Annotated in this window: 18 protein-coding genes and 1 pseudogene; 15 read left to right on the forward strand and 4 right to left on the reverse strand. The window is 64.0% G+C overall.

The window, feature by feature from the left end; translation table 11 throughout:
- Positions 1-4 precede the first annotated feature (4 nt).
- A complete protein-coding gene (gene pbpC / locus QRM89_RS02485) occupies positions 5-2,401 on the forward strand; it encodes a penicillin-binding protein 1C (RefSeq protein WP_285447198.1) in 2,397 nt (798 codons plus the stop codon).
- Positions 2,402-2,845: 444 nt separating this feature from the next.
- Here pbpC and QRM89_RS02490 read toward each other — a convergent pair whose 3' ends face one another.
- Together QRM89_RS02490 and QRM89_RS02495 are read right to left on the reverse strand one after the other, a co-directional pair.
- Positions 2,846-3,406, reverse strand: a complete 561-nt coding sequence (locus QRM89_RS02490) for a ferritin-like domain-containing protein (RefSeq protein WP_011036245.1) — start codon at positions 3,404-3,406, stop codon at positions 2,846-2,848.
- Positions 3,407-3,448: 42 nt separating this feature from the next.
- Positions 3,449-3,931, reverse strand: a complete 483-nt coding sequence (locus tag QRM89_RS02495) for a peroxiredoxin (RefSeq protein ID WP_285447199.1) — start codon at positions 3,929-3,931, stop codon at positions 3,449-3,451.
- Positions 3,932-4,091: 160 nt separating this feature from the next.
- Between QRM89_RS02495 and QRM89_RS02500 the strand changes: the two genes are divergently transcribed.
- The 8 genes from QRM89_RS02500 to QRM89_RS02535 all read left to right on the forward strand — a co-directional run bounded on the left by QRM89_RS02500 (position 4,092) and on the right by QRM89_RS02535 (position 12,544).
- On the forward strand, positions 4,092-4,568 hold the full coding sequence (locus QRM89_RS02500; RefSeq protein ID WP_285447200.1) for an Hsp20/alpha crystallin family protein: 477 nt from the start codon (positions 4,092-4,094) through the stop codon (positions 4,566-4,568).
- Between the two features lie 142 nt (positions 4,569-4,710).
- Positions 4,711-5,601 (forward strand): DnaJ C-terminal domain-containing protein, encoded by an 891-nt coding sequence (locus QRM89_RS02505; protein ID WP_016944840.1) that lies wholly within the window; start codon positions 4,711-4,713, stop codon positions 5,599-5,601.
- A gap of 305 nt (positions 5,602-5,906) precedes the next feature.
- Positions 5,907-6,293, forward strand: a complete 387-nt coding sequence (gene pilH, locus QRM89_RS02510; protein ID WP_011036249.1) for a twitching motility response regulator PilH — start codon at positions 5,907-5,909, stop codon at positions 6,291-6,293.
- A gap of 977 nt (positions 6,294-7,270) precedes the next feature.
- Positions 7,271-8,413 (forward strand): FtsH protease activity modulator HflK, encoded by a 1,143-nt coding sequence (gene hflK, locus QRM89_RS02515; protein WP_285447201.1) that lies wholly within the window; start codon positions 7,271-7,273, stop codon positions 8,411-8,413.
- The gene (locus QRM89_RS02520; RefSeq protein ID WP_075286064.1) at positions 8,413-9,276 is read left to right on the forward strand and encodes a protease modulator HflC; all 864 of its coding nucleotides are present in this window, start codon (positions 8,413-8,415) and stop codon (positions 9,274-9,276) included. Before hflK ends, QRM89_RS02520 begins: the two co-directional genes overlap by 1 nt.
- 206 nt (positions 9,277-9,482) lie before the next feature.
- The gene (locus QRM89_RS02525) at positions 9,483-9,668 is read left to right on the forward strand and encodes a DUF2065 family protein (RefSeq protein WP_285447202.1); all 186 of its coding nucleotides are present in this window, start codon (positions 9,483-9,485) and stop codon (positions 9,666-9,668) included.
- A gap of 383 nt (positions 9,669-10,051) precedes the next feature.
- A complete protein-coding gene (locus QRM89_RS02530; RefSeq protein WP_011036253.1) occupies positions 10,052-11,344 on the forward strand; it encodes an adenylosuccinate synthase in 1,293 nt (430 codons plus the stop codon).
- Positions 11,345-11,914: 570 nt separating this feature from the next.
- Positions 11,915-12,544, forward strand: coding sequence for a hypothetical protein (locus QRM89_RS02535; RefSeq protein ID WP_285447203.1), 630 nt, complete (start codon positions 11,915-11,917; stop codon positions 12,542-12,544).
- 187 nt (positions 12,545-12,731) lie between these two features.
- Here QRM89_RS02535 and QRM89_RS02540 read toward each other — a convergent pair whose 3' ends face one another.
- Both QRM89_RS02540 and QRM89_RS02545 read right to left on the reverse strand, forming a co-directional pair.
- Positions 12,732-14,057, reverse strand: coding sequence for an XVIPCD domain-containing protein (locus QRM89_RS02540; protein ID WP_285447204.1), 1,326 nt, complete (start codon positions 14,055-14,057; stop codon positions 12,732-12,734).
- Between the two features lie 27 nt (positions 14,058-14,084).
- Positions 14,085-14,951, reverse strand: coding sequence for a hypothetical protein (locus QRM89_RS02545; RefSeq protein WP_285447205.1), 867 nt, complete (start codon positions 14,949-14,951; stop codon positions 14,085-14,087).
- A 388-nt stretch (positions 14,952-15,339) separates the two neighbouring features.
- Between QRM89_RS02545 and QRM89_RS02550 the strand changes: the two genes are divergently transcribed.
- The 6 genes and pseudogenes from QRM89_RS02550 (at position 15,340) to QRM89_RS02575 (ending at position 19,361) form a co-directional block, all read left to right on the forward strand.
- Positions 15,340-15,891 carry a MarR family transcriptional regulator gene (locus tag QRM89_RS02550; RefSeq protein ID WP_285447206.1) on the forward strand — a complete coding sequence of 184 codons (552 nt, stop codon included), beginning with the start codon at positions 15,340-15,342 and terminating at the stop codon, positions 15,889-15,891.
- Entirely contained in the window at positions 15,881-16,567 is a 687-nt protein-coding gene (locus QRM89_RS02555) for a hypothetical protein (RefSeq protein WP_285447207.1), read from the forward strand. The genes QRM89_RS02550 and QRM89_RS02555 overlap by 11 nt, the downstream gene beginning before the upstream one ends.
- A gap of 95 nt (positions 16,568-16,662) precedes the next feature.
- Entirely contained in the window at positions 16,663-16,926 is a 264-nt protein-coding gene (locus QRM89_RS02560; RefSeq protein WP_285447208.1) for a YlcI/YnfO family protein, read from the forward strand.
- Positions 16,927-16,932: 6 nt separating this feature from the next.
- Entirely contained in the window at positions 16,933-17,241 is a 309-nt protein-coding gene (locus QRM89_RS02565; protein ID WP_229018607.1) for a type II toxin-antitoxin system RelE/ParE family toxin, read from the forward strand.
- 40 nt (positions 17,242-17,281) lie between these two features.
- Positions 17,282-17,431: pseudogene (locus QRM89_RS21345) on the forward strand (Mrr restriction system protein); the annotation flags it as partial.
- Positions 17,432-17,573: 142 nt separating this feature from the next.
- A complete protein-coding gene (locus QRM89_RS02575; RefSeq protein ID WP_285447210.1) occupies positions 17,574-19,361 on the forward strand; it encodes an N-6 DNA methylase in 1,788 nt (595 codons plus the stop codon).
- The last annotated feature ends 77 nt before the right edge of the window (positions 19,362-19,438 follow it).

Consider the following 19,438-nt stretch of genomic DNA (forward strand, 5'->3'; position numbering starts at 1 on the left):
CACGATGAGCAACGCGACACAAGGAACGGTGACTCGCCAGGACGCACAAGCGCCCAGGCGCAGGCGGCGCTGGCTGACCTGGCTGCGCTGGAGCAGTGCCGTGGTGTTGGCGCTGATCCTGCTGCTGGATCTTGCGTTTCCGCTACCGCTGCCGAAGTCGCGCGATACCTCCACCCTGGTGGTGGCGCGTGATGGTACGCCGCTGCGCGCGTTTGCCGATGCGCAAGGCGTGTGGCGTTACCCGGCCACGCCGCAGAGTGTGTCGCCGCTGTACCTGCAGGCGCTGTTGAACTACGAGGACCGCTGGTTCTGGCGCCACCCGGGCGTGAACCCCTGGGGGCTGCTGCGCGCGGGCGGCCAGTGGATCGGCAGTGGGCGCATCGTCTCCGGTGGCTCCACCCTCACCATGCAGGTGGCGCGCATTCTCGACCCCCACACGCGCACGCCCTGGGGCAAGGCCAAGCAGGTGCTGCGCGCGCTGCAATTGGAAGCGCACCTCAGCAAGCAGCAGATCCTGGCACTGTATCTGGAGCGCGCGCCGTACGGCGGCACCATCGAAGGCGTGGAAGCGGCCAGCTGGGCCTATCTGGGCAAACCGGCCACGGCGTTGTCGCAGGCCGAAGCGGCGTTGCTGGCGGTACTGCCGCAGTCGCCGAGCCGCCTGCGCCCGGATCGCCACCCGGAAGCGGCGCAGCGTGCCCGCGACAAGGTGCTCGACCGCATGGTGGAGCTGGGCGTGTGGTCGCGTGCACAGGTGGACGACGCCCGCATCGAACCGGTGGTGACGCGCTCACTCAAACCGCCGTTGCATGCAGCGCTGTTGGCGCAGCGCCTGCACAGCGCGCAGCCACGCGCCGCGCGCATCGTCACCACGCTCGATGTGGAATTGCAGCGCACGCTGGAAGAACGCGTGGCCACGTATTTTTCGCAGTTGCCCGAACGCACCTCGGCCGCGCTGCTAGTGGTGGACAACGCCAGCATGGAGGCGCGCGCGTACGTGGGCTCGGCCAGCTTTGGCGACCGCAAGCGGTTGGGCCATGTGGACATGGTGCAGGCCTGGCGCTCGCCCGGTTCCACGCTCAAGCCTTTCCTGTATGGCATGGCGCTGGACGATGGCGTGATCCATTCGGAAAGCCTGCTGGTGGATGCGCCGCAGAGCTTCGGCAATTATCGCCCCGGCAATTTCGATGCGGCCTTCAACGGCCCGGTGGCCGCAGCCACGGCATTGCGGCTGTCGTTGAACGTGCCGGCCGTGGATTTGCTGGATCGCATCGGCCCGGCGCGTTTTGCCGCGCGCTTGTCCAACGCCGGCATTGCGCTGCGCTTCGCGCATGGCAGCACGCCGAACCTGGCCTTGATCCTGGGCGGCACCGGTGCGCAGTTGCAGGAGTTGGTGGGTGCGTTCGCGGCCCTGCAGCGCGGCGGCATTGCCGGGCATGTGCGCTATATGCGGGACGATCCGCGCATCGATCGGCGGCTGATGTCGCCGGGCGCGGCGTGGATCGTGCGCGAGATCCTGCAAAGCAATCCGCGCCCCGGGTATGCCAGCGGCACCTTCGACACCACCGCGCGCCCGGGCGTGGCGTGGAAGACCGGCACCAGCTACGGCTACCGCGATGCCTGGGCGATCGGCGGGACGCGCCGCTACACGGTCGGCGTGTGGGTCGGCCGGCCGGATGGCACGCCGTTGCCGGGGCAGTACGGCGCAGTCACCGCGTTGCCGCTGATGTTCGAGGTGATCGACGCCTTGCCGCGCGCGGCCGGCGACAGCGCGCCGATGCCGATGCCGGCCAGCGTGCAGGCGCTGGAGATCTGCTGGCCGCTGGGCACCGCCGCCGCGCAGACGCCGCCAAATTTGTGCGCGCGCCGCCACGAAGCCTTCGTACTCGACGGCGCGGTGCCGCCCACCTTCGCCGAACGCGATGCGCGGCTGTGGCAGAGCGGGCAACTGCAGTACGAGGTGGACGCACGCAGCGGCCAGCGGCTCTCGCAGGAATGCACCCAGCCGCACACGCGGGCTGCGCGTAGCCTGGCGCGCTGGCCAGCGCTGGTGTCACCCTGGCTCACCGCCGCCGAGCGTGCCGCCGCACAGCTGCCGCCACTGGCCGCCGATTGCCTGCCAGACGGCCGCATGACCGGTGGTGGCGTGCTGCGCATCGACGGCCTGACTGATCGCGCCACGCTGGCCCGCGCCAACGACACCGCACGCCCGGTGCGCCTGCAATTGCGCGCGCTTGGCAGCGAAGCGCGCATCGACTGGCTGCTGGACGGCCGCTGGATTGCCCAGACCGCCGGGCGCCAGGGATTCCAGCGTGATTTTGCGGAAGTGGGCACGCACACCCTGACCGCGATGGCCAGCGACGGCGCCTGGACCCAGGTGCGTTTTCGCGTCTTGCGTTGAGCGCGCGTTGCGCAGCGCGTGTGTAGGGCGCCCTCGGGCGCGATGGGCTTTCCCGGTAACGCCCATCGCGCCCAAGGGCGCTCCTACGAGATTAGGGGCGCCGGTATGGCTGATGGGAGAAGCGCCGTCCATCCAGACATCCGCCACGGCCAAAAAACTGTTTCGTCCAGCGCCGCGTGCATCTGCAGGCACAGCAACCGCTTTTGTAGGAGCGCCCTTGGGCGCGATGGGCTTTCCCCGGTAACGCCCATCGCGCCCAAGGGCGCTCCTACGAAATGGTGGTCGCCTGTGTGGTCGATGGAAGGAGCGCTGCCCATCGTGTTAGCCACACCGGGCCACAAGTTCATCGATGCGGGAAAAAAAACAGGGCGCCATAGGCGCCCTGTTTGTCTCTGCATCACGTGAAGCAACAACATCGGCGCATCGGCCCCGATACGCCAAAACTCACTCGCCAATCCAACCTTCCAGCATGTCGGCGAACTCGTCGGCGTGCTCTTCTTCCTGGGCCAGGATGCTTTCCAGGATGCGCTTGGTGGTGGTGTCCTTGTCGCCGATGAAGTCGATCATCTCGCGGTAGCTGTCGATGGCGATGCGCTCGGCAATCAGGTTCTCGCGCACCATGTCGCGCAGGTCGGTGCCTTCCTTATATTCCGCGTGCGAGCGCTTGGTCAGCGTGTCCGGGTTGAGGTCCGGTTCGCCGCCGAGCTGCACGATGCGTTCGGCAAGCTTGTGCGCGTGTGCTTGTTCCTGCTGCGCGTGCTCCAGGAACTCGCCTTTCACCGCGTCGGCAAGCATGCCCTTGGCCATGAAGTAGTGGCGGTAGTAGCGCAGCGTGCACACGTATTCGGTGGCAAGCGCAGTGTTGAGCAGTTCGATCACCTTCTCGCGATCGGCGTGGTAGCTCTCGGTGATGGCACCGTCTTCGATGCTCTGGCGTGCGCGGGCGCGCAGGGTGGCGGTATCGGTAAGACCGGTGGCGGGGGTGTTGGCTGGCTGTGTAGACATGGCTGGCCGGGTTCCTTCTGTGTGGACGGGGGAATCAATGCATCAATCGGGGAGATGCTGCAGCACGTAGTCGGCGGCAGACACCTTGAACTCGCCGGGCTCTTCGACGAACAACGCCTTCACCACGCCATCGTCGGCGTACAGCGCATAGCGACGCGAGCGCAGGCCCATGCCCGAGCCGCTGGCGTCGATCTCCAGCCCCAGTGCGCGGGCCAGTTCGGCGTTGCCATCCGGCACCAGGTGCAGGCCGTCGGGCACCAGCTGGCTGCGGCCCCAGGCCTGCATCACGAAGGGGTCGTTCACCGCGGTGCACAGCACCTCGATGCCGCGTTTGCGGAACGCTTCAAAGTGCTCCACGTAGCCGGGCAGGTGCTTGGCCGAGCAGGTCGGCGTAAAGGCGCCCGGTACCGCGAACAGCAGCACCTTGCGCCCGGCAAACAACGTATGGGTGTCGACCGCTTCGATGCCCTCGCGCAGGTGCTTGAGCACTACCTCGGGAATACGGTCACCAACTTGGATGGTCATGGGTGGGGCTCCTGTGGCTGAACAAAGTCTAGAAAGGCGAAGGGGAAAAGCGCGTCAACGCGCTTGAAATCCGCACGCACACGCCTATCTGACGCGCATGGCCGGTTGCACCGGTGAGCACCGGCGCGGCCCGCCCGTCACTCAACCATTGGAGGCTTTCATGAACGTCGTCCGTTATCCACAGTGGCCCACCCACGCCCTGCAGAACGAGATCAAGCAAGTGTTCGACCGCTTCTTCGAGCAAAGCGGCGATACCGACGAGTCGGCCGTTGTCACCGCGCAGTGGGTCCCGCGCGTGGACATCAAGGAAGAAGCCAACCAGTTCGTGCTGTATGCCGACCTGCCGGGCATCGACCCCAGCCAGATCGAGGTGCAGATGGACAAGGGCATCCTGTCGATCAAGGGCGAGCGCAAGAGCGAGTCCAGCAGCGAGACCGAGCGCTTCTCGCGCATCGAGCGCCGCTACGGCAGCTTCCATCGCCGCTTCGCGCTGCCCGACAGTGCCGACGCCGACGGCATCACTGCCGACGGCCGTAACGGGGTGCTGGAAATCCGCATTCCCAAGCGCCCGGCGGCGACGCCGCGCCGCATCCAGGTCGGTGGCGGCCAGGACGGCGGTGGTACCACGGTGCAGTAAGCGCTGCGGACCTGGAGCGGAGCCCGCGCGGCTTCGCTCCCCGGCGACGGCCGCGCCGTAGAATAGGCGCGGTCGCCCGCCCGGCTGCGAATGACTGGCTCGTGGCCTCGGCTGCGGGCCGCTCTTTTTTCAGAGGTGATGGATGGAATTCAAGGATTACTACGCAACACTGGGCGTCGAACCGAGCGCTGGCGAGGCGGAAATCAAGACCGCCTACCGCCGGCTTGCGCGCAAATATCACCCCGATGTCAGCAAGGAGGCTGGCGCGGAAGACAAGTTCAAGGCGATCAACGAAGCCTACGAGGCACTGCGCGACCCGCAGAAGCGCGCCGCCTACGACCAGCTCAAGGCGCAGGGCTACCGCCCGGGCGACGAGTTCCAGACCCCGCCCAACTTCAATGGCGGGCAGGGCTTCGATTATGAGGAAGTGTTCGGCAACGGCGGCGCTGGCGGCGGCTTCAGCGATTTCTTCGAAAGCCTGTTTGCCGGCCAGCGCGGCGGCCGCCCGCGCGGCCCGGGTGCCGGTGCCGGCCCGGGAGCACAGACCCGCGGCGACACCCGCGCCAAGTTGGCGGTGCCGCTGGAAGCGGTGTATTCCGGCGACAGCGTGCGCATCACCATTACCGGCAAGCAGCTGGACGTGCGCGTGCCCAAGGGCATCCAGCCCGGCCAGGTGATCCGCCTGAGCGGGCAGGGCAACGGCGGCGGCAACCTGCTGCTGGAAATTGAATACGCCGCGCACCCGCAGTTCGAAGTGGACGGGCGCAACATCCTGTACACGCTGCAGGTGATGCCGTGGCAGGCCGCGCTGGGCACCACCATCAGCGTGCCCACGCTGGGCGGTGCGGTGGAGCTGAAGGTGCCGGCCGATTCCGAGGCCGGGCGCAAGTTGCGCCTGCGCGGCCGCGGCCTGCCGGGCGCCACCCCGGGCGACCAGATCGTGGAGCTGGAAATCCTGGCCCCGGCGCCCACCGACGAGGCGCAGAAGAAGGCGTATCGGACGCTGGCCAAGGCCTTCGGCGAATCGATCTGACGCAGTGGGTGTGTGATGCAGCGCGTGCTGATGTGTCAGCGCGCGCTGTATTGCCCGGCTGCCGAGCAGGTGGTGCGGGTTGCCGGCGTGGTGTTGTGAGCGGCCGCGAATCGCGTCGCGGTCGTGGCTTCGCCCGGTCGATGGCCTGATGCGCTGCGTTCTTCGCTATCGCCTCGACAGGGCTATGTGCTTCGGGCCGCCAACGCCCAGTGCACCCAGGCCCTCCGGGTCCCCGCAAACGCCACGGCCAGCTACCGAAAGCGCGGCCGGCGCACTACACTCGCCGCGCACACTAGGGGAAACACATGGCACGTATTCTGATTGTCGACGACTCGCCGTCGCAGCTGCTGGGGATTCAGCGCATCGTCGAGAAGTTGGGGCACGAAACCATCACCGCTACCGACGGCGCCGCCGGCGTGGAAGCGGCCAAGTCGGCGCTGCCGGACCTGGTGCTGATGGACGTGGTCATGCCCAACCTCAATGGCTTCCAGGCCACCCGCACGCTCAAGCGCGAGCCCACCACCCAGCACATCCCGGTGATCCTGGTGACCACCAAGGACCAGGATACCGACCGCATGTGGGGCATGCGCCAGGGCGCCCGCGCCTACATCACCAAGCCGTTCTCCGAGGACGAGCTGCTGGAAGTGATGGAGCGGGTGTTCAATCAGAAAGACGAGCCGCCGGCGGCGTGATCGCGCCTGCAGTGCGCCAGCCTTTCTTGCTTGGCGCACGGGTGATAGGCGCGCGGTGAGTCCAGGCACCCGATGAGCCGTCCTTCGGGAGTGAGTTGCTGGACGTGACGCGACAGATGGTCGATGAGTAAAGACGAGCTGCTGGCTGCGTGACCGCACCCGGCAGTGCGCCAGCGCTTCCTTAAACAGGCGCACGCGCGATATCCGTTCGGTGCGTCTGGGCACGTCATAAGCCGTCCTCCTGGAGACGAGCTACTGGAAGTGACCGGACAGCTCGTCCAATCAGACTGACAAGCCGCTGGCGTGCGATCGCACCGGCAGTGCGGCAGCCTTTCCTTGAATTAGCGCATGCGCGGTGTCTGGCCGGCGAATCGGAGCACGTTAAAAACCGTGCCTGGACGAGCTGCTGGAAGTACGGATAGACAGCCAACCAGAATGCCCCCCGCGTCGGGTGGCGTGATTGCTGGCAGTGCGCGAGCCTGTCAGTGGTCGAGGGCCTGCGGGCAGGGCGGCGTTGGCAGAGCTCAGGCGCCGGGCAGCAGGTCCAGGTCCTCTGACCACGTGAGTCATCCCGCCAACCCAGCATCAGCATCAGCACGCCTCCCGTTCTGCCTGCCCGCTGCGGGGGCCCGGCGCGATGGTGGGTGGTCGCCTGCCAAGCCCGGGTCACCAGGTCTGTCCCGTACTCTCGCCGCCCGCCAAAGCCTGCCTCCGCCTGTCGGGTGCAGCTGACGCGCCCTGTGGCCTTCCGCATCCGCATCCACGTTCCAGAACAGGCCTAGCCCTCGCTTCCCGCCTTCTCAGCCTCGGCCCGGCCCCGGCAACCACCCACCCCCAATCCGCCGCCGGCTAAACCACGCCGCACCAATCTGGCCCTTTCAAAACGGCCGGTCTGCCCCATCTAGTAGAATCATCGAAATCACAACACGGCGGCACTGCGGGACTGGCCCGCACAGCCCCCTGATCATGGAGCGTGCATGGCCTGGAACACACCCGGCAACAAGGGCGGAGACGGCCCGGATCCCAACCGTCGCAGGTCCTGGGGGCCGCGCGGGGGCGGCAACGGTGGTGGCTGGGGCAATCTGCCCGCCCCGTTGAAAGAGCTGTTCGACGGCGGCGTCTGGCGCTGGGTGCTGATCGCCGTGGTGCTGATGGTGCTGTTTTCCAGCTTCCAGCTCATTGGCGAGCAGCAGCGTGGCGTGGTGCTGCGCTTTGGCCAGTTCTCGCGGATCCTGCAGCCTGGCCCCAGCTTCAAGCTGCCCTGGCCGATCGAATCGGTGCGCAAGGTCAACGCCACCGAGATCAAGACCTTCAGCAACCAGGTACCGGTGCTGACGCGCGACGAGAACATCGTCAACGTCTCGCTCAACGTGCAGTACCAGATCAGCGACCCGCGCAAATACCTGTTCGGCTCGCGCAATGCGGACCTGGTGCTGGAGCAGGCTGCGCAGAGTGCGGTACGTGAGCAGGTCGGTCGCTCCGACCTCAACACCGTGCTCAACAATCGCGGCCCGCTGGCCATTGCCTCCAAGGACCGCCTGCAGGCGGCGCTCAATGCCTACAACACCGGCTTGTCGGTGACCGGCGTGACCCTGCCCGACGCGCGTCCGCCGGAAGAAGTGAAGCCGGCCTTCGACGAGGTCAACGGTGCCCAGCAGGTGCGCGAGCGCCTGATCAACGAAGCCCAGGCCTACGCCGCCAAGGTGGTGCCCGAAGCGCGCGGCCAGGGTGCCCGCACCCGCACCGGTGCCGAAGGCTACAAGCAGGCCGTGATTTCCAAGGCCGAGGGCGACGCCGACCGTTTCACCCTGCTGCAGGAGCAGTACGCCGGCGCGCCGGACGTCACCCGCAAGCGGCTGTGGCTGGAAACCGTGCAGAAGGTGCTATCGGAAAACCGCAAGGTGATCGGCAGCGATGGCCGCCAGGTCATCTACGTGCCGTTGCCGGCCGATGCCGGCAAGAGCGGCAATGCCGGAACGGCTACGGGTAACGGCAGCATCCCGTCGATGGTGCCGCAGGACGTGCTGTTGAATCCGCCGCAAAGCAACGGCGGCAGCGCCGAAGGCATTCGCAATCCGGAACGCGGCCCGCGTCCGACCGGCCGTGAGGGGACCGAATAATGAAGAATTCGCTAGTCATCGGCCTGATCGTCGCCGTGTTGCTGGGCCTGATGGGCTCGGTGTTCGTGGTGCGCGAAGACCAGACCGCCATGGTGCTCAACCTGGGCCGCGTGGTGCGTGCCGACCTCAAGCCCGGCCTGCACTTCAAGATCCCGGTGGTGGAATCGGTACGCGTGTTCGATCGCCGCTTCCAGGTGCTGGACACCGCCCCGGCGCGTTATTTCACCGCCGAGCAGAAAGACGTGAGCGTGGACTTCTTCGCCATCGGGTACATCTCCGATGTGCGGGCGTTCTACCGCGCCACCGGTGGTGAGGAGTCGGTGGCCAACTCGCGTCTGGCCCCGATCATCACCGACTCGCTGCGCAACCAGATCAACTCGCGCACCCTGCAGCAGCTGGTCTCCGGCGACCGCAGCGAACTGATCGCCAACCAGCTCAAGGGCATCAACGCCGCGATCAAGGGCTTGGGCATGCAGATCACCGACCTGCGCATCAAGCAGATCGACCTGCCCACCGACAGCCAGGTGATCACCGACGTCTACGAGCGCATGCGTGCCCAGCGCAAGCAGGAAGCCAGCAAGCTGCGCGCCGAAGGCGAAGAACAGGCCCTGACCATCCGCGCCCAGGCCGACCGCGAATCCACCGTGATCGTGGCCGACGCCGAGCGCGATGCGCAGAAGCTGCGCGGTGAAGGCGATGCCCAAGCCGCCCGCATCTACGGCCAGGCCGGCTCCAAGGACCCGTCGTTCTACGCGTTCTACCGCAGCCTGGAGGCCTACCGCGGCTCCATGACCGACGGCAACGGCGTGATCGTCCTCGACAAGAACGACCCGTTCCTGCAGTACCTCAAGAGCGATCGTTGATCGCTCTGCTTTGAACCGACAACGCCCGCGTCATGCGGGCGTTGTTGTATGTGCCGCTGACTGTCGAGCAGGCATGCGCGCCCCAAGCGGAGGAGCGCACCCGGGCGCGATCACCTTACCGGGAATGCCCTTCGCGCCCAGGTGCGCTCCTACGACGCGGAACTTGTCGGGCACACTGCATCTCCCAGGTTGCGATGGTGTTGGTGATGCAAGAGTTTCTGTCCGCGTTATGCCTGATCGCCGTCATCGAAGGCCTGCTGCTGTTTGCCGTGCCCACCGCCTGGAAGCGCATGGTCGAGCAACTGTTCAGCCTGCCCACCATGCAACTGCGCGCCATTGGCGGCATCACGTTGGTGCTGGGCGCAATCGCCCTGTGGATCGTGCGCCACTGAGGTGGCAGCCCGTCATCGGCTGTGACAGAAGCGGGCAGGGAGACGCGATCGGCAACAGCCGATTGCGGCCCACCAGCACGGTTGCTCCGCTGGGGCGCTCAGCGCGTTTGAAGCACCCGGCGGGCACGCAGCGCGCCCCAATCTGACCAATCCCGGAGCGGCCACCCCCAAGGGGTAGTGCATGCCACCCGAAACCCGGATAATGCACAAAAGCCGGCCGGGCACGCTCCAACCAGAGCACCCCGTTCGGCTTTTTCCGTGTCAGGGCTCCGCGCCACAGCAACGCTCCCCGATGGAGCTGCGCGCACGTGTCGCCGCCAGCCCTGGGCCGGTCCCATCCCGCGGCCCCGATGGCCGCAGCAAAACTTAGGAGTCCACCCGTCATGGGTCAGTCAGTTGTCGTGCTCGGTGCCCAGTGGGGCGATGAAGGCAAAGGCAAGATCGTCGATCTGCTTACCGAGGAAATCGGTGCCGTCGTGCGTTTCCAGGGCGGCCACAATGCCGGCCACACCTTGGTCATCAACGGGAAGAAGACCGTCCTGCACCTGATCCCGTCCGGCATCCTGCGCGACGATGCGCTGTGCCTGATCGGCAATGGCGTGGTGATCTCTCCGGCCGCGTTGATCAAGGAGATCGGCGAGCTGGAATCGGCTGGCGTGGAAGTGCGTTCGCGCCTGAAGATCAGCCCGGCCGCGCCGCTGATCATGCCGTACCACATCGCCCTGGATCAGGCCCGCGAGAAGGCGGCCGGCGGCAAGGCCATCGGCACCACCGGCCGCGGCATCGGCCCGGCGTATGAAGACAAGGTGGCGCGCCGCGGCATCCGCATCGCCGACCTGCATTACCCGGCGCAGCTGGAAGAACTGTTGCGCACCGCGCTGGACTACCACAACTTCGTGCTGACCAAGTACCTGGGCGTGGAGGCGGTGGATTTCCAGAAGACCTTCGACGAAGCATTGGCATTCGGCGAGTACGTGCAGCCGATGAAGTCCGATGTGGCCGGCATCCTGCATGACCTGCGCAAGCAGGGCAAGCGCGTGTTGTTCGAAGGCGCGCAGGGCGCATTGCTGGACATCGACCACGGCACCTATCCGTACGTCACCAGCTCCAACACCACCGTAGGCGGCGCACTGGCCGGCACCGGCGTGGGCGCGGATGCAATCGACTACGTGCTGGGCATTGCCAAGGCCTACGCCACGCGCGTTGGCGGCGGCCCGTTCCCGACCGAGCTGGATGACGAAGTGGGCCAGGGCATCCGCGACCGCGGTGCCGAGTACGGCGCCTCCACCGGCCGCCCGCGTCGCTGCGGCTGGATGGATATCGTTGCGCTCAAGCGTGCGGTGGCCATCAACGGCATCTCCGGCCTGTGCATCACCAAGCTCGACGTGCTCGACGGCATGGAAAAGCTCAAAGTCTGCATCGCGTACGAATACCGCGGCAAGCGCACCGAATACGCACCGCTGGATGCGCAGGGCTGGGAAGAGTGCACACCGGTGTACCTGGAATTCCCGGGCTGGACCGAGAACACCCACGGCATCACCGAGTGGGACAAGCTGCCCGTCGCCGCACGCGCCTACCTGCGCGCGCTGGAAGAACTGGCCGGCTGCCCGATCTCGATCGTCTCCACCGGCCCGGATCGCGACCACACCATGGTGCTGCAGGACCCGTTCGCCTGATCGGCTGACGCAAGCGCACTGCCAAAACGGCCCGGCTTGTCCGGGCCGTTTTCATTTGAGGATTGCTGCGAATTGGCATGACCTTTGGCGGTGCGCGAGCGAGAGATCCTCACCGGAACCGCGCAACGCGTACCTTTCGCTCTTCATGGTCGGTGATCAGGCGCTGGCAAAGCGCGTTGGTGGCGCATCGGCGAGGGGGGCACGTTGGAGCTGCGGGCGGCGTCGCTGCCGCAGATCAAAGCGTGGTTGGCCGCACGCAAGCGCTGAACTGGCGTCACGGTGCATGGCATCTGTTTGCTACGACCGGACAGGTGCCAGCCGTGACTTCCGCATTGACATCAGTGCGTGGCGTCTGCATTTGCCACTGACGATAACGCTCGCCAAGATGGCCGCACCGCTACATGGACGATGCCAATGCGTGTTGTTTCAACAAACCACTTCTTTATTGCACGCGCCCAGCGCAGCACCGCACGCGTCATTGCGCTTGTCTGCATGCTGACGTGTGCCACGGCCAGTGCACGCACTATTCCGCAGGTGCGCTACCCGCAGATCGCTGCACATGCTGCCACCGTGGAAGGTCTGGTCCCTACCGGGTGGCGAGTAGAGCAACGGCTGCAGGGTGACCTGGACCGCGACGGCCGCACAGATAGCGTGCTGGTATTGAAAATGACCGACGCGGCGAACGTGCTGCCGGTTGACGAGCGCACACCCGAACCGCTGGACACCAACCCGCGCCTGCTCATCGCGGCGCTCATGGACCCGGCCGGCGGCTATCGCACGGTGGCGCAGGACCACGCCCTGATCCCGCGGCGCGTCTCCGCTGATCAGGATGACTCTCTCGACGAGAGCGGCACCACCGGTGGCGGCGGCGTCGGCATCAACACGGCCGGTACGGTCACCGTCACCCTGAGCCAGTTTGCCTCGATGGGCTCCTGGCGAATGGGCGAGACCAGCTTCAATTTCCGCTACCAGGACGGCTGCCTGCGCCTGATCGGCTACGAGCGCTCAACGGTACAGCGCAACACCGGGGAGACCAACGTGCTCAGCATCAACTACCTCACCGGCCGCGCCTGGCGCACGCAGGGCAGCGTCGAACACGACGGCGAACCACCCAAACACTGGCTGCGGCTGCCCAGGCAGCCGTTGCAATGCCTGGAGCAGGTGGGCGATGGGTTGATGTTTGATCCCAAAATCGAGTAGTCCATGCGAACTACGTGGCCAGCCAAGGCATCGATAGACGCGTAGTACAGACCCTGCAGCGCTATCGCCCAGCTAGTTGCTGAGCGATAGCGTTACAAGCATCGAGACGGAGTGCGATGTCCCCAACTGTCTGCGCTGAAAGTGCTCGCTGTTGTCGGCAAGGGCCGAGCGGTCAATTCCCTGCGCCTCACCCCATGCGCATTGCCGAACCCTCACGCACCCGGTTGTCCATCTCCTGCTGCTGGCTTTGCACTAATGCCTGTTGGCAATCCGTGTTGGCAATTTCCAGCCGCTGCAGCGATTGCTCAACCGGCATCTGCACCGCGACATCGGTCGGCATGTGAGCGCGCAGGTGCGCGGGGTTATTCAATTCGCCCTGCACAACAAACACGTGACGCCCGGCGGGGCTGTCGGCTGTCTGTGTGCTCAGCACCACGTGATCGGCGCGGTCCAGGTTGTTCTGGCGGGCGAGGGTCATCACGCTGGCGATGAGGCGCTCACTGTTCTCGTCCGGTGTGCGCCCGGCTTGCGCATCGATGGCGTTGACGCCTGCGCGGACCTGCTGCAGCAATGCATAGTCCCGGTGCTCAAGGCCGATATCGGCGAGTTTGGTGGGCGGCTGCATCCGATCGGGCAGGCCGTCGGCCGATGCCGTGAGCGGACTGCGGGTGATGGAGCGGTGCGGATCGTCTTCGTGGAACTGCGTGGCTTTCTGCTGCCGCTCCAGGCGCACGGCGCGGGTATCGTCGAGTTCGGCAATACGGCCGGGATTGGTCTCTTCGCGCATGGAAAGATGCCCGCCGCCTGCGCTGACATTCACCCATTTCTGCTCTTTTTCGAAGTACATCGCATAGAAGCTGTTGCTGCCGATCACATTGGGATCGACCGCGGAGCGGCCTTCCAGCATCTGGATCGCTTCGGTCGTCCCCAGCTTGGCCAGGTACTGGCTGCCGTCCACCACTCCCATCTGCGTAAAGGTCTCGTAGCCCGTGTTGCTGATACGGGTGGCGCCGGCGTACTCGTTGTCGAGCATGTTGGTCCAGATCTGTTCCAGCTTCTGGGGGCCGCTTTTTTCCAGGGCCGCTTGCAGAAGGACGCGAGGCGTCCAGCAGTTGGGGTCGAGACGATGCTGCTCAAATGCGCGGTCGTGCGCGAGCATGACGGAGGCGCCCGGTAGGTTCAGTGCCAGATCTGGGCGATCTTGACGAAGCCATGCTTGCCGAAGTTCCAAATCCCTCTCCAGCAACGTCTGTCCGAAGCTCTCCCACTGACGCTCGCTCAGTTGAGCATTAGCAAAGCGCGAGCCGCTGTCATGCTGCGTGTTCGCATAATCCTGCGCGTAACTATTCGCAACGCGCCCCGGCAAACTGTCATTACGCACTACACCAAGCGCGAGCGTCCCATAGCCGTCTGCACCGGGCAGTTGCGAGAGGTAGTTCCAGTACAGCTCACGATTGCCTGATTTTGCGTAGCTGCCCAGGATCGTCAAGTCCTGCTGAGTTAATCCACCCATGTTTTAATCCTTGCAAAAAAATGTGGATCACCCAACTTTGGTGCGTGCCAAAACGTCCCGAATCGCTTTCTCCATGCGTTTCCAGTCCCTTAGAAACGCGCGATGGTAGTTGAGCGTGATGGATAGTTTGTTCTCGACATCCACAAGGTGGTGTGTACATCCGGCGACAACTTCTTCTTCTTCTTCGTCAATGACTTGGTCGCCCTCAAGCCGGATGCCGTCCTTGCGAAACTTGACGCTATCGCACTTGATGAAAGTGGTGAGATTGCCGCCGGAATCGCGCGCGATGTACCAGTCGTCCTCAAACGCAGGGTTGCGCGTTGGAGGCTTGCCATAGTGGGCTTCGTACGCTTTAACGTACACCGCCATCTTTTCTTCATCGATGGCATACGGCGTCAATCCGAGTGTTTCAGGCTGTGCAATACGCAGATCGAGTCTGTCGACGGGATCACCCCGTTCGACCGAATCAGGCTCGGTAAGCGCTTCGTTAGACGAATAACGTGCCAGCAATCCTTCGATGGGGACACGGTCAACATAATTCATCGAGGCATGGATCTCCTTGCGGAAATCATTCGTGCGCGGGTTCGCCCGCGCACCGGGCGGGGTGGGGGTCATATCTGGCCACTCGATGACCAGCGTCACCACCTCGATGGACCACGGTGCAATCTGGCTGTCCAGATAGTTGGCGGGAATGCGGAAGGTGTTCGGCCCCAGCTTCACGTCCACCGGAGCATCCGAATAGGTGTGCCCGTTGATGGTGCGGCCTGTGGTGACGGTGCCTGACATGGGGGAAGTCCTTTTTTGTTCGGGTGATGGCGTCCGTGCACAGGCACTGCCGGTCACGGCGACGGCGAGTGCAAGAGCCAGGCACCGGCCGGATGACATCATGTGCATTGGTCAGTCCATTGCAGGGTTCGGCGGGAACTATAGGCAAATTGGCACTGATGGGACAGGAATGGCATCGATTGCGCCGGATGCGTCTTGTTCTGGACGCTCGGCAGGTCAGGGTCCACACCCTGATGCATCGACATTGGTTCGCACCGTCCAAACAACAGATGAAGGTGCCTGCTCAACGGGCGCCGCAGAACCCATTCGGCGCACGGCATGAGCCGATTGTTGGGAATATTCGGCTCACGTTTTCAAGACAGCGGGGAACGGGGTGGGTTCTCAACGCATCTCCGCGGGCAAACAAGCAACAACTCCCGGTTTGTCGTCGGGTACCAAGTAGCCCAGCTACACTTGCAAAGTCTAGGCTTCCATAGGATATTCCATATTCCGGAATGTGGAATATGGCGGGCTGGCTGTGGAATTGAAGCCCCAGGATCTGGTGGTGTTGTACAAGCAAGTCGCCCAGGCGAACCAAACCTGGACCTATGCCTCTCTGGGAGAAGCGCTGGGCATGAGCGCCTCTCAGGTGCATCGCAGCGTCAAGCGCGCGGTGGCATCTGGCTTGGCCCTTGAAAAAAGCCGCGGCGAGTGGGAGACGGTGCGCACGGCTTTGCACGAGTTTGCGGTCCACGGCGTGCGCTATGCCTTTCCTGCCGTCATCGGGCCGCTAAGGCGTGGCATTCCTACGGCCTTCGGCGTACCCCCACTGTCCATTGCCATTTCCAGCGCCCCAGGGGATGCACCGGTGTGGCCAAGCGCGCAGGGCACGGCCAAAGGCCCCAGCTTGTTGCCGTTGTCGACCGGTGTGCCCAACGCTGCGCTGGCCGACCCTGCCTTGCACCAACTGCTGGCGCTGCAGGACGCCCTACGCAGCGGGCGCGCCCGCGAGCGCACGCTGGCAGCGAGCTATCTCAAACAATTGCTGAGGCTTGGCGATGCGCTCTGACGATCCTAATTTGCCGCACCTGCTTGTGATTGCGAATGCATTGGGCGAGCTTTGCGAACACATAGTCTTCCTTGGCGGCGCAGTCGTTGGCCTGCTGGTGTCGGATCCATTGGCGGAAAACGTCCGCGCCACCTATGACGTCGATGCGGTGGTCAATCTTGATTGGTCCCGGTTCCGCGGTATCGAGGCGCGTGTGGAGTCGCAGGGCTTTGCGCGCGAGATGCAGAGCGGTGTCGTCTGCCGCTGGGTACACGAAGCGTCGGGCGTCCTCTTCGACCTGATGCCGGTGGATGCCGGCGTGCTTGGCTTCTCCAACCGCTGGTACGCCCATGCTGTGGAGACGGCCCAAGTGGTTGCGTTGAGCGATCGCCTGTCCATCCGCTTGGTGACAGCGACAGCATTCGTGGCGACCAAGCTCGAAGCCTTCGTTACCCGAGGCAACAGCGACTTTCTTTCCAGTCATGACCTGGAGGACGTCCTCAATGTCGTCGATGGCCGGGCCGAGCTGGTGGAAGAGTTTGCCGTGGAGCATGCAGCCCTTCGGCATTGGGTGGCCGGCGTGTTTGTGGGGCTAATGGATAACCCAGCGTTTGTGAACGCGTTGCCGGGATTGGTCGCCGAACCGGAGCGCGCAAGCGTCGTGCTTCAGCGTCTAGGTACCATTGCATCAGCGTAGCTGAGACATCGTCGGCTTAGGTCTGCAAAGAAAACCTTGAAGCACCGGCGCCCGCTTGCGATGATGCATCGCAATTGCAACGCACTGGGCCTGCCATGAAATCCGCATCTCTTCCATCGCTCCGGGTAGACCCCGCGCTGCGCGAAGCGGCCGAGGCCGTATTGCAGGAGGGTGAGACGCTTTCCAGCTTCGTTGAGCACTCCGTGCGTGCCCAGGTGCAGCAGAGGCAGCGGCAGGAAGCCTTCATCGCACGCGGGCTGGCCTCGCGTGACAGCGCCAAGGCATCCAACCAGTACATCGACGCGAAGGATGTGCTGGCCGGGCTGCAGTCCCAACTGGACAAGGCGCGCAAGGGCTAAGCCAAGGTGGGATTTTCCGTCCGCTTCACTCAGCAGGCGCGCGAGGATCTCGCGCGTCTTTACGACTGGCTGCTACAGCGTGCCGAAGGCGACTTCACCGTGGCCGAGCGCGCGCTGCAGGCGATCCGCGACGGCGTCACCGTGCTCGAACTGGCCCCGTTGAGCTGCCGTAAGGCGGGGTTGGCGGACCCGTTCTTGCGGGAGCTGGTGATCGGTTTCGGTGCCAGCGGCTATGTGCTGCTGTTTGAGGTGGAAAGCGATCAGGTCGTCACCGTTTTGGCAGTCAGGCATCAGCGTGAAGACGACTATCATTAAGCACGGGGTTAGCGCCAACGTCGCGCCACAGGGGAGGTAGATGGCCAATATCAGCAGGCGCCGCACGGGGGAACTGACCCGAGCGCTGTTCCATATCCTCAAGACCCAGCCGGGAGGCATGCGCGCCGCAGACGCGCTGGCGGCGCTGGAAAAGCAGGTCGTGCTCACCGAGTACGAAGCGGGCGACTACAGACCCAGATCCGACGCGGAATTTCTGGAGGCGGCGAGCAGTAATCTCAAGGTGTGCATGAGCTGGAAAAAAGCAATTTACGATCAGAACGAATTTATGCAGGCCTGATGTTTGTCAGGCCTAAAGAAGTGAGAGCAACAAAATGAACCTCAGCAGCACTATCAAATCTATCCAAGACATCATGCGGAAGGACGATGGCGTCGACGGCGACGCGCAACGGCTCGGCCAGCTCACTTGGATGTTATTTCTTAAGGTTTTTGACCAGCGCGAGGAAGAGTGGGAAGACGACAACGCGGAGTACAAATCTCCAATTCCTGCGTCCATGCGCTGGCGAAACTGGGCTGCTTACGTAGTAGGCGAGGATGGCAAGAAGAAGCCGCAAATCACGGCGAGCGAGATCATCGGTTTCGTCAATAATGAGTTGTTCCCCAAGCTCAAGGAACTCGACGCAAACGACAACCCGCAGCACGAGGTTATGCGTAAGGTGATACGCAGTGTCTTCGAAGACGCGAACAACTACATGAAGTCGGGCACACAGTTTCTGGCCGTGATTGAGAAGCTAGAAGACGCAATTCAATTTCGCGATTTCAAGACCCGCGCTAACCTGGGTGACGTGTACGAGCAGTTGTTGAACGATCTGCGCGGCGCCGGCAATGCAGGCGAGTTCTACACCCCACGTGCAATCACCCAATTCATGGCCAACCGGCTGAACCCTAGTCTGGCCAAGCACGAGACGGTGATGGACCCGGCTTGCGGTACTGGCGGCTTCCTAACAGCAGCCATCGATTACCTGCGCTACCAATTGCCTGTCAATGCCAGCGCCGCCGACAAAGCCGCCATCGAAGGCCTGATTCGCGGGATCGAGAAGAAGCAGCTGCCCCACCTGCTCTGCACCACCAACATGCTGCTGCACGGCATCGATGTACCAAGTCAGATTGAGCACCGCAACACGCTTGGCGTGGGCTGGAACGATTGGAGCGCTACCGATAAGGTGGACTGCATCATCACCAACCCGCCTTTCGGCGGTTACGAGGACGACGGCGTGGGCAGCGACTACCCGGCCGATCTGCGCACGCGCGAAACCGCCGACATGTTTATGGCGCTCATCGTCAAGAAGCTGCTGAAGGAGAACGGCCGCGCCGCGGTGGTACTGCCTGATGGTTTCCTGTTCGGCGAGGGCGTCAAGGCCACGCTGAAGAAGCTGCTGTTGCGCGACTGCAAGCTGCACACCATCGTGCGCCTGCCCAAGGGCGTCTTCGCCCCGTACACCACCATCAAGACCAACCTGCTGTTCTTCACCAAGGGCGCCGCGGTGGACGATGGCACCGAGCACTTCCACACCGAGACCATCTGGTACTACGAGCACCCATACCCGCCAGGTTACAAGAGCTACAGCAAGACCAAGCCGATCCGCTTTGAGGAGTTCAAGCCTGAGCAGGACTGGTGGGGCAGCGAGGCCAACGACTTTGCCGACCGGGTGGAGAATGAACTCGCCTGGAAGGTGGACTTCAAGGGCAAGCGCGAGCAGGCCGAAGCCGCTGCTAAACCGCATTGGGAACGTGCCGAGCAGTTGGGCAAAGAAGCCAGTGCGTTGGACAACCGCATCCGCGACCTACGTGACTCGATTAAGGGTGTTAGCGATACAAAGCAACGCCAGCCGGTGGAGGCAGAGATCGAAGCATTACGTCCTAAGGTCGAAAACCTACGTCTGCAATCGCGCGACGCTGAAGCCGCCGGGGACCGGCTTTACTTGCGGATCTATAACCTGGACCTGAAGAACCCCAATGCCCCCGAGGATGAGAGCCACGACCCCGACGTGCTGTTGGACAAGTACAACACGCTGGTAGGTCAAATCCAAGAGACCGAGAACAGCCTTAAGAGCGAGCTTGCCGCGGCGCTGGCGCATCACTTTGTTGATGAGGACTCTTGATGAATGCGCAGCAGTTTCTGGCTCATTTCGGGCACATTGCCAATTCTGCGGGGGGGGTATCCCGGTTGCGGGAACTG

Origin of the sequence: Xanthomonas sp. LMC-A-07, from assembly GCF_030208825.1 — a bacterium.
GTDB lineage: Bacteria > Pseudomonadota > Gammaproteobacteria > Xanthomonadales > Xanthomonadaceae > Xanthomonas > Xanthomonas campestris.

What these genes read in the sequence shown, in the direction of transcription:
- QRM89_RS02555 (WP_285447207.1), top strand. Translation starts at nt 15,881, where the DNA reads ATGCGCTCTGACGATCCTAATTTGCCGCACCTGCTTGTGATTGCGAAT.
- QRM89_RS02540 (WP_285447204.1), bottom strand. Translation starts at nt 14,057, where the DNA reads ATGGGTGGATTAACTCAGCAGGACTTGACGATCCTGGGCAGCTACGCA.
- QRM89_RS02530 (WP_011036253.1), top strand. Translation starts at nt 10,052, where the DNA reads ATGGGTCAGTCAGTTGTCGTGCTCGGTGCCCAGTGGGGCGATGAAGGC.
- hflK (WP_285447201.1), top strand. Translation starts at nt 7,271, where the DNA reads ATGGCCTGGAACACACCCGGCAACAAGGGCGGAGACGGCCCGGATCCC.
- pilH (WP_011036249.1), top strand. Translation starts at nt 5,907, where the DNA reads ATGGCACGTATTCTGATTGTCGACGACTCGCCGTCGCAGCTGCTGGGG.
- QRM89_RS02560 (WP_285447208.1), top strand. Translation starts at nt 16,663, where the DNA reads ATGAAATCCGCATCTCTTCCATCGCTCCGGGTAGACCCCGCGCTGCGC.
- QRM89_RS02500 (WP_285447200.1), top strand. Translation starts at nt 4,092, where the DNA reads ATGAACGTCGTCCGTTATCCACAGTGGCCCACCCACGCCCTGCAGAAC.
- QRM89_RS02490 (WP_011036245.1), bottom strand. Translation starts at nt 3,406, where the DNA reads ATGTCTACACAGCCAGCCAACACCCCCGCCACCGGTCTTACCGATACC.
- QRM89_RS02520 (WP_075286064.1), top strand. Translation starts at nt 8,413, where the DNA reads ATGAAGAATTCGCTAGTCATCGGCCTGATCGTCGCCGTGTTGCTGGGC.
- QRM89_RS02575 (WP_285447210.1), top strand. Translation starts at nt 17,574, where the DNA reads ATGAACCTCAGCAGCACTATCAAATCTATCCAAGACATCATGCGGAAG.
- pbpC (WP_285447198.1), top strand. Translation starts at nt 5, where the DNA reads ATGAGCAACGCGACACAAGGAACGGTGACTCGCCAGGACGCACAAGCG.
- QRM89_RS02495 (WP_285447199.1), bottom strand. Translation starts at nt 3,931, where the DNA reads ATGACCATCCAAGTTGGTGACCGTATTCCCGAGGTAGTGCTCAAGCAC.
- QRM89_RS02505 (WP_016944840.1), top strand. Translation starts at nt 4,711, where the DNA reads ATGGAATTCAAGGATTACTACGCAACACTGGGCGTCGAACCGAGCGCT.
- QRM89_RS02525 (WP_285447202.1), top strand. Translation starts at nt 9,483, where the DNA reads ATGCAAGAGTTTCTGTCCGCGTTATGCCTGATCGCCGTCATCGAAGGC.
- QRM89_RS02545 (WP_285447205.1), bottom strand. Translation starts at nt 14,951, where the DNA reads ATGCACATGATGTCATCCGGCCGGTGCCTGGCTCTTGCACTCGCCGTC.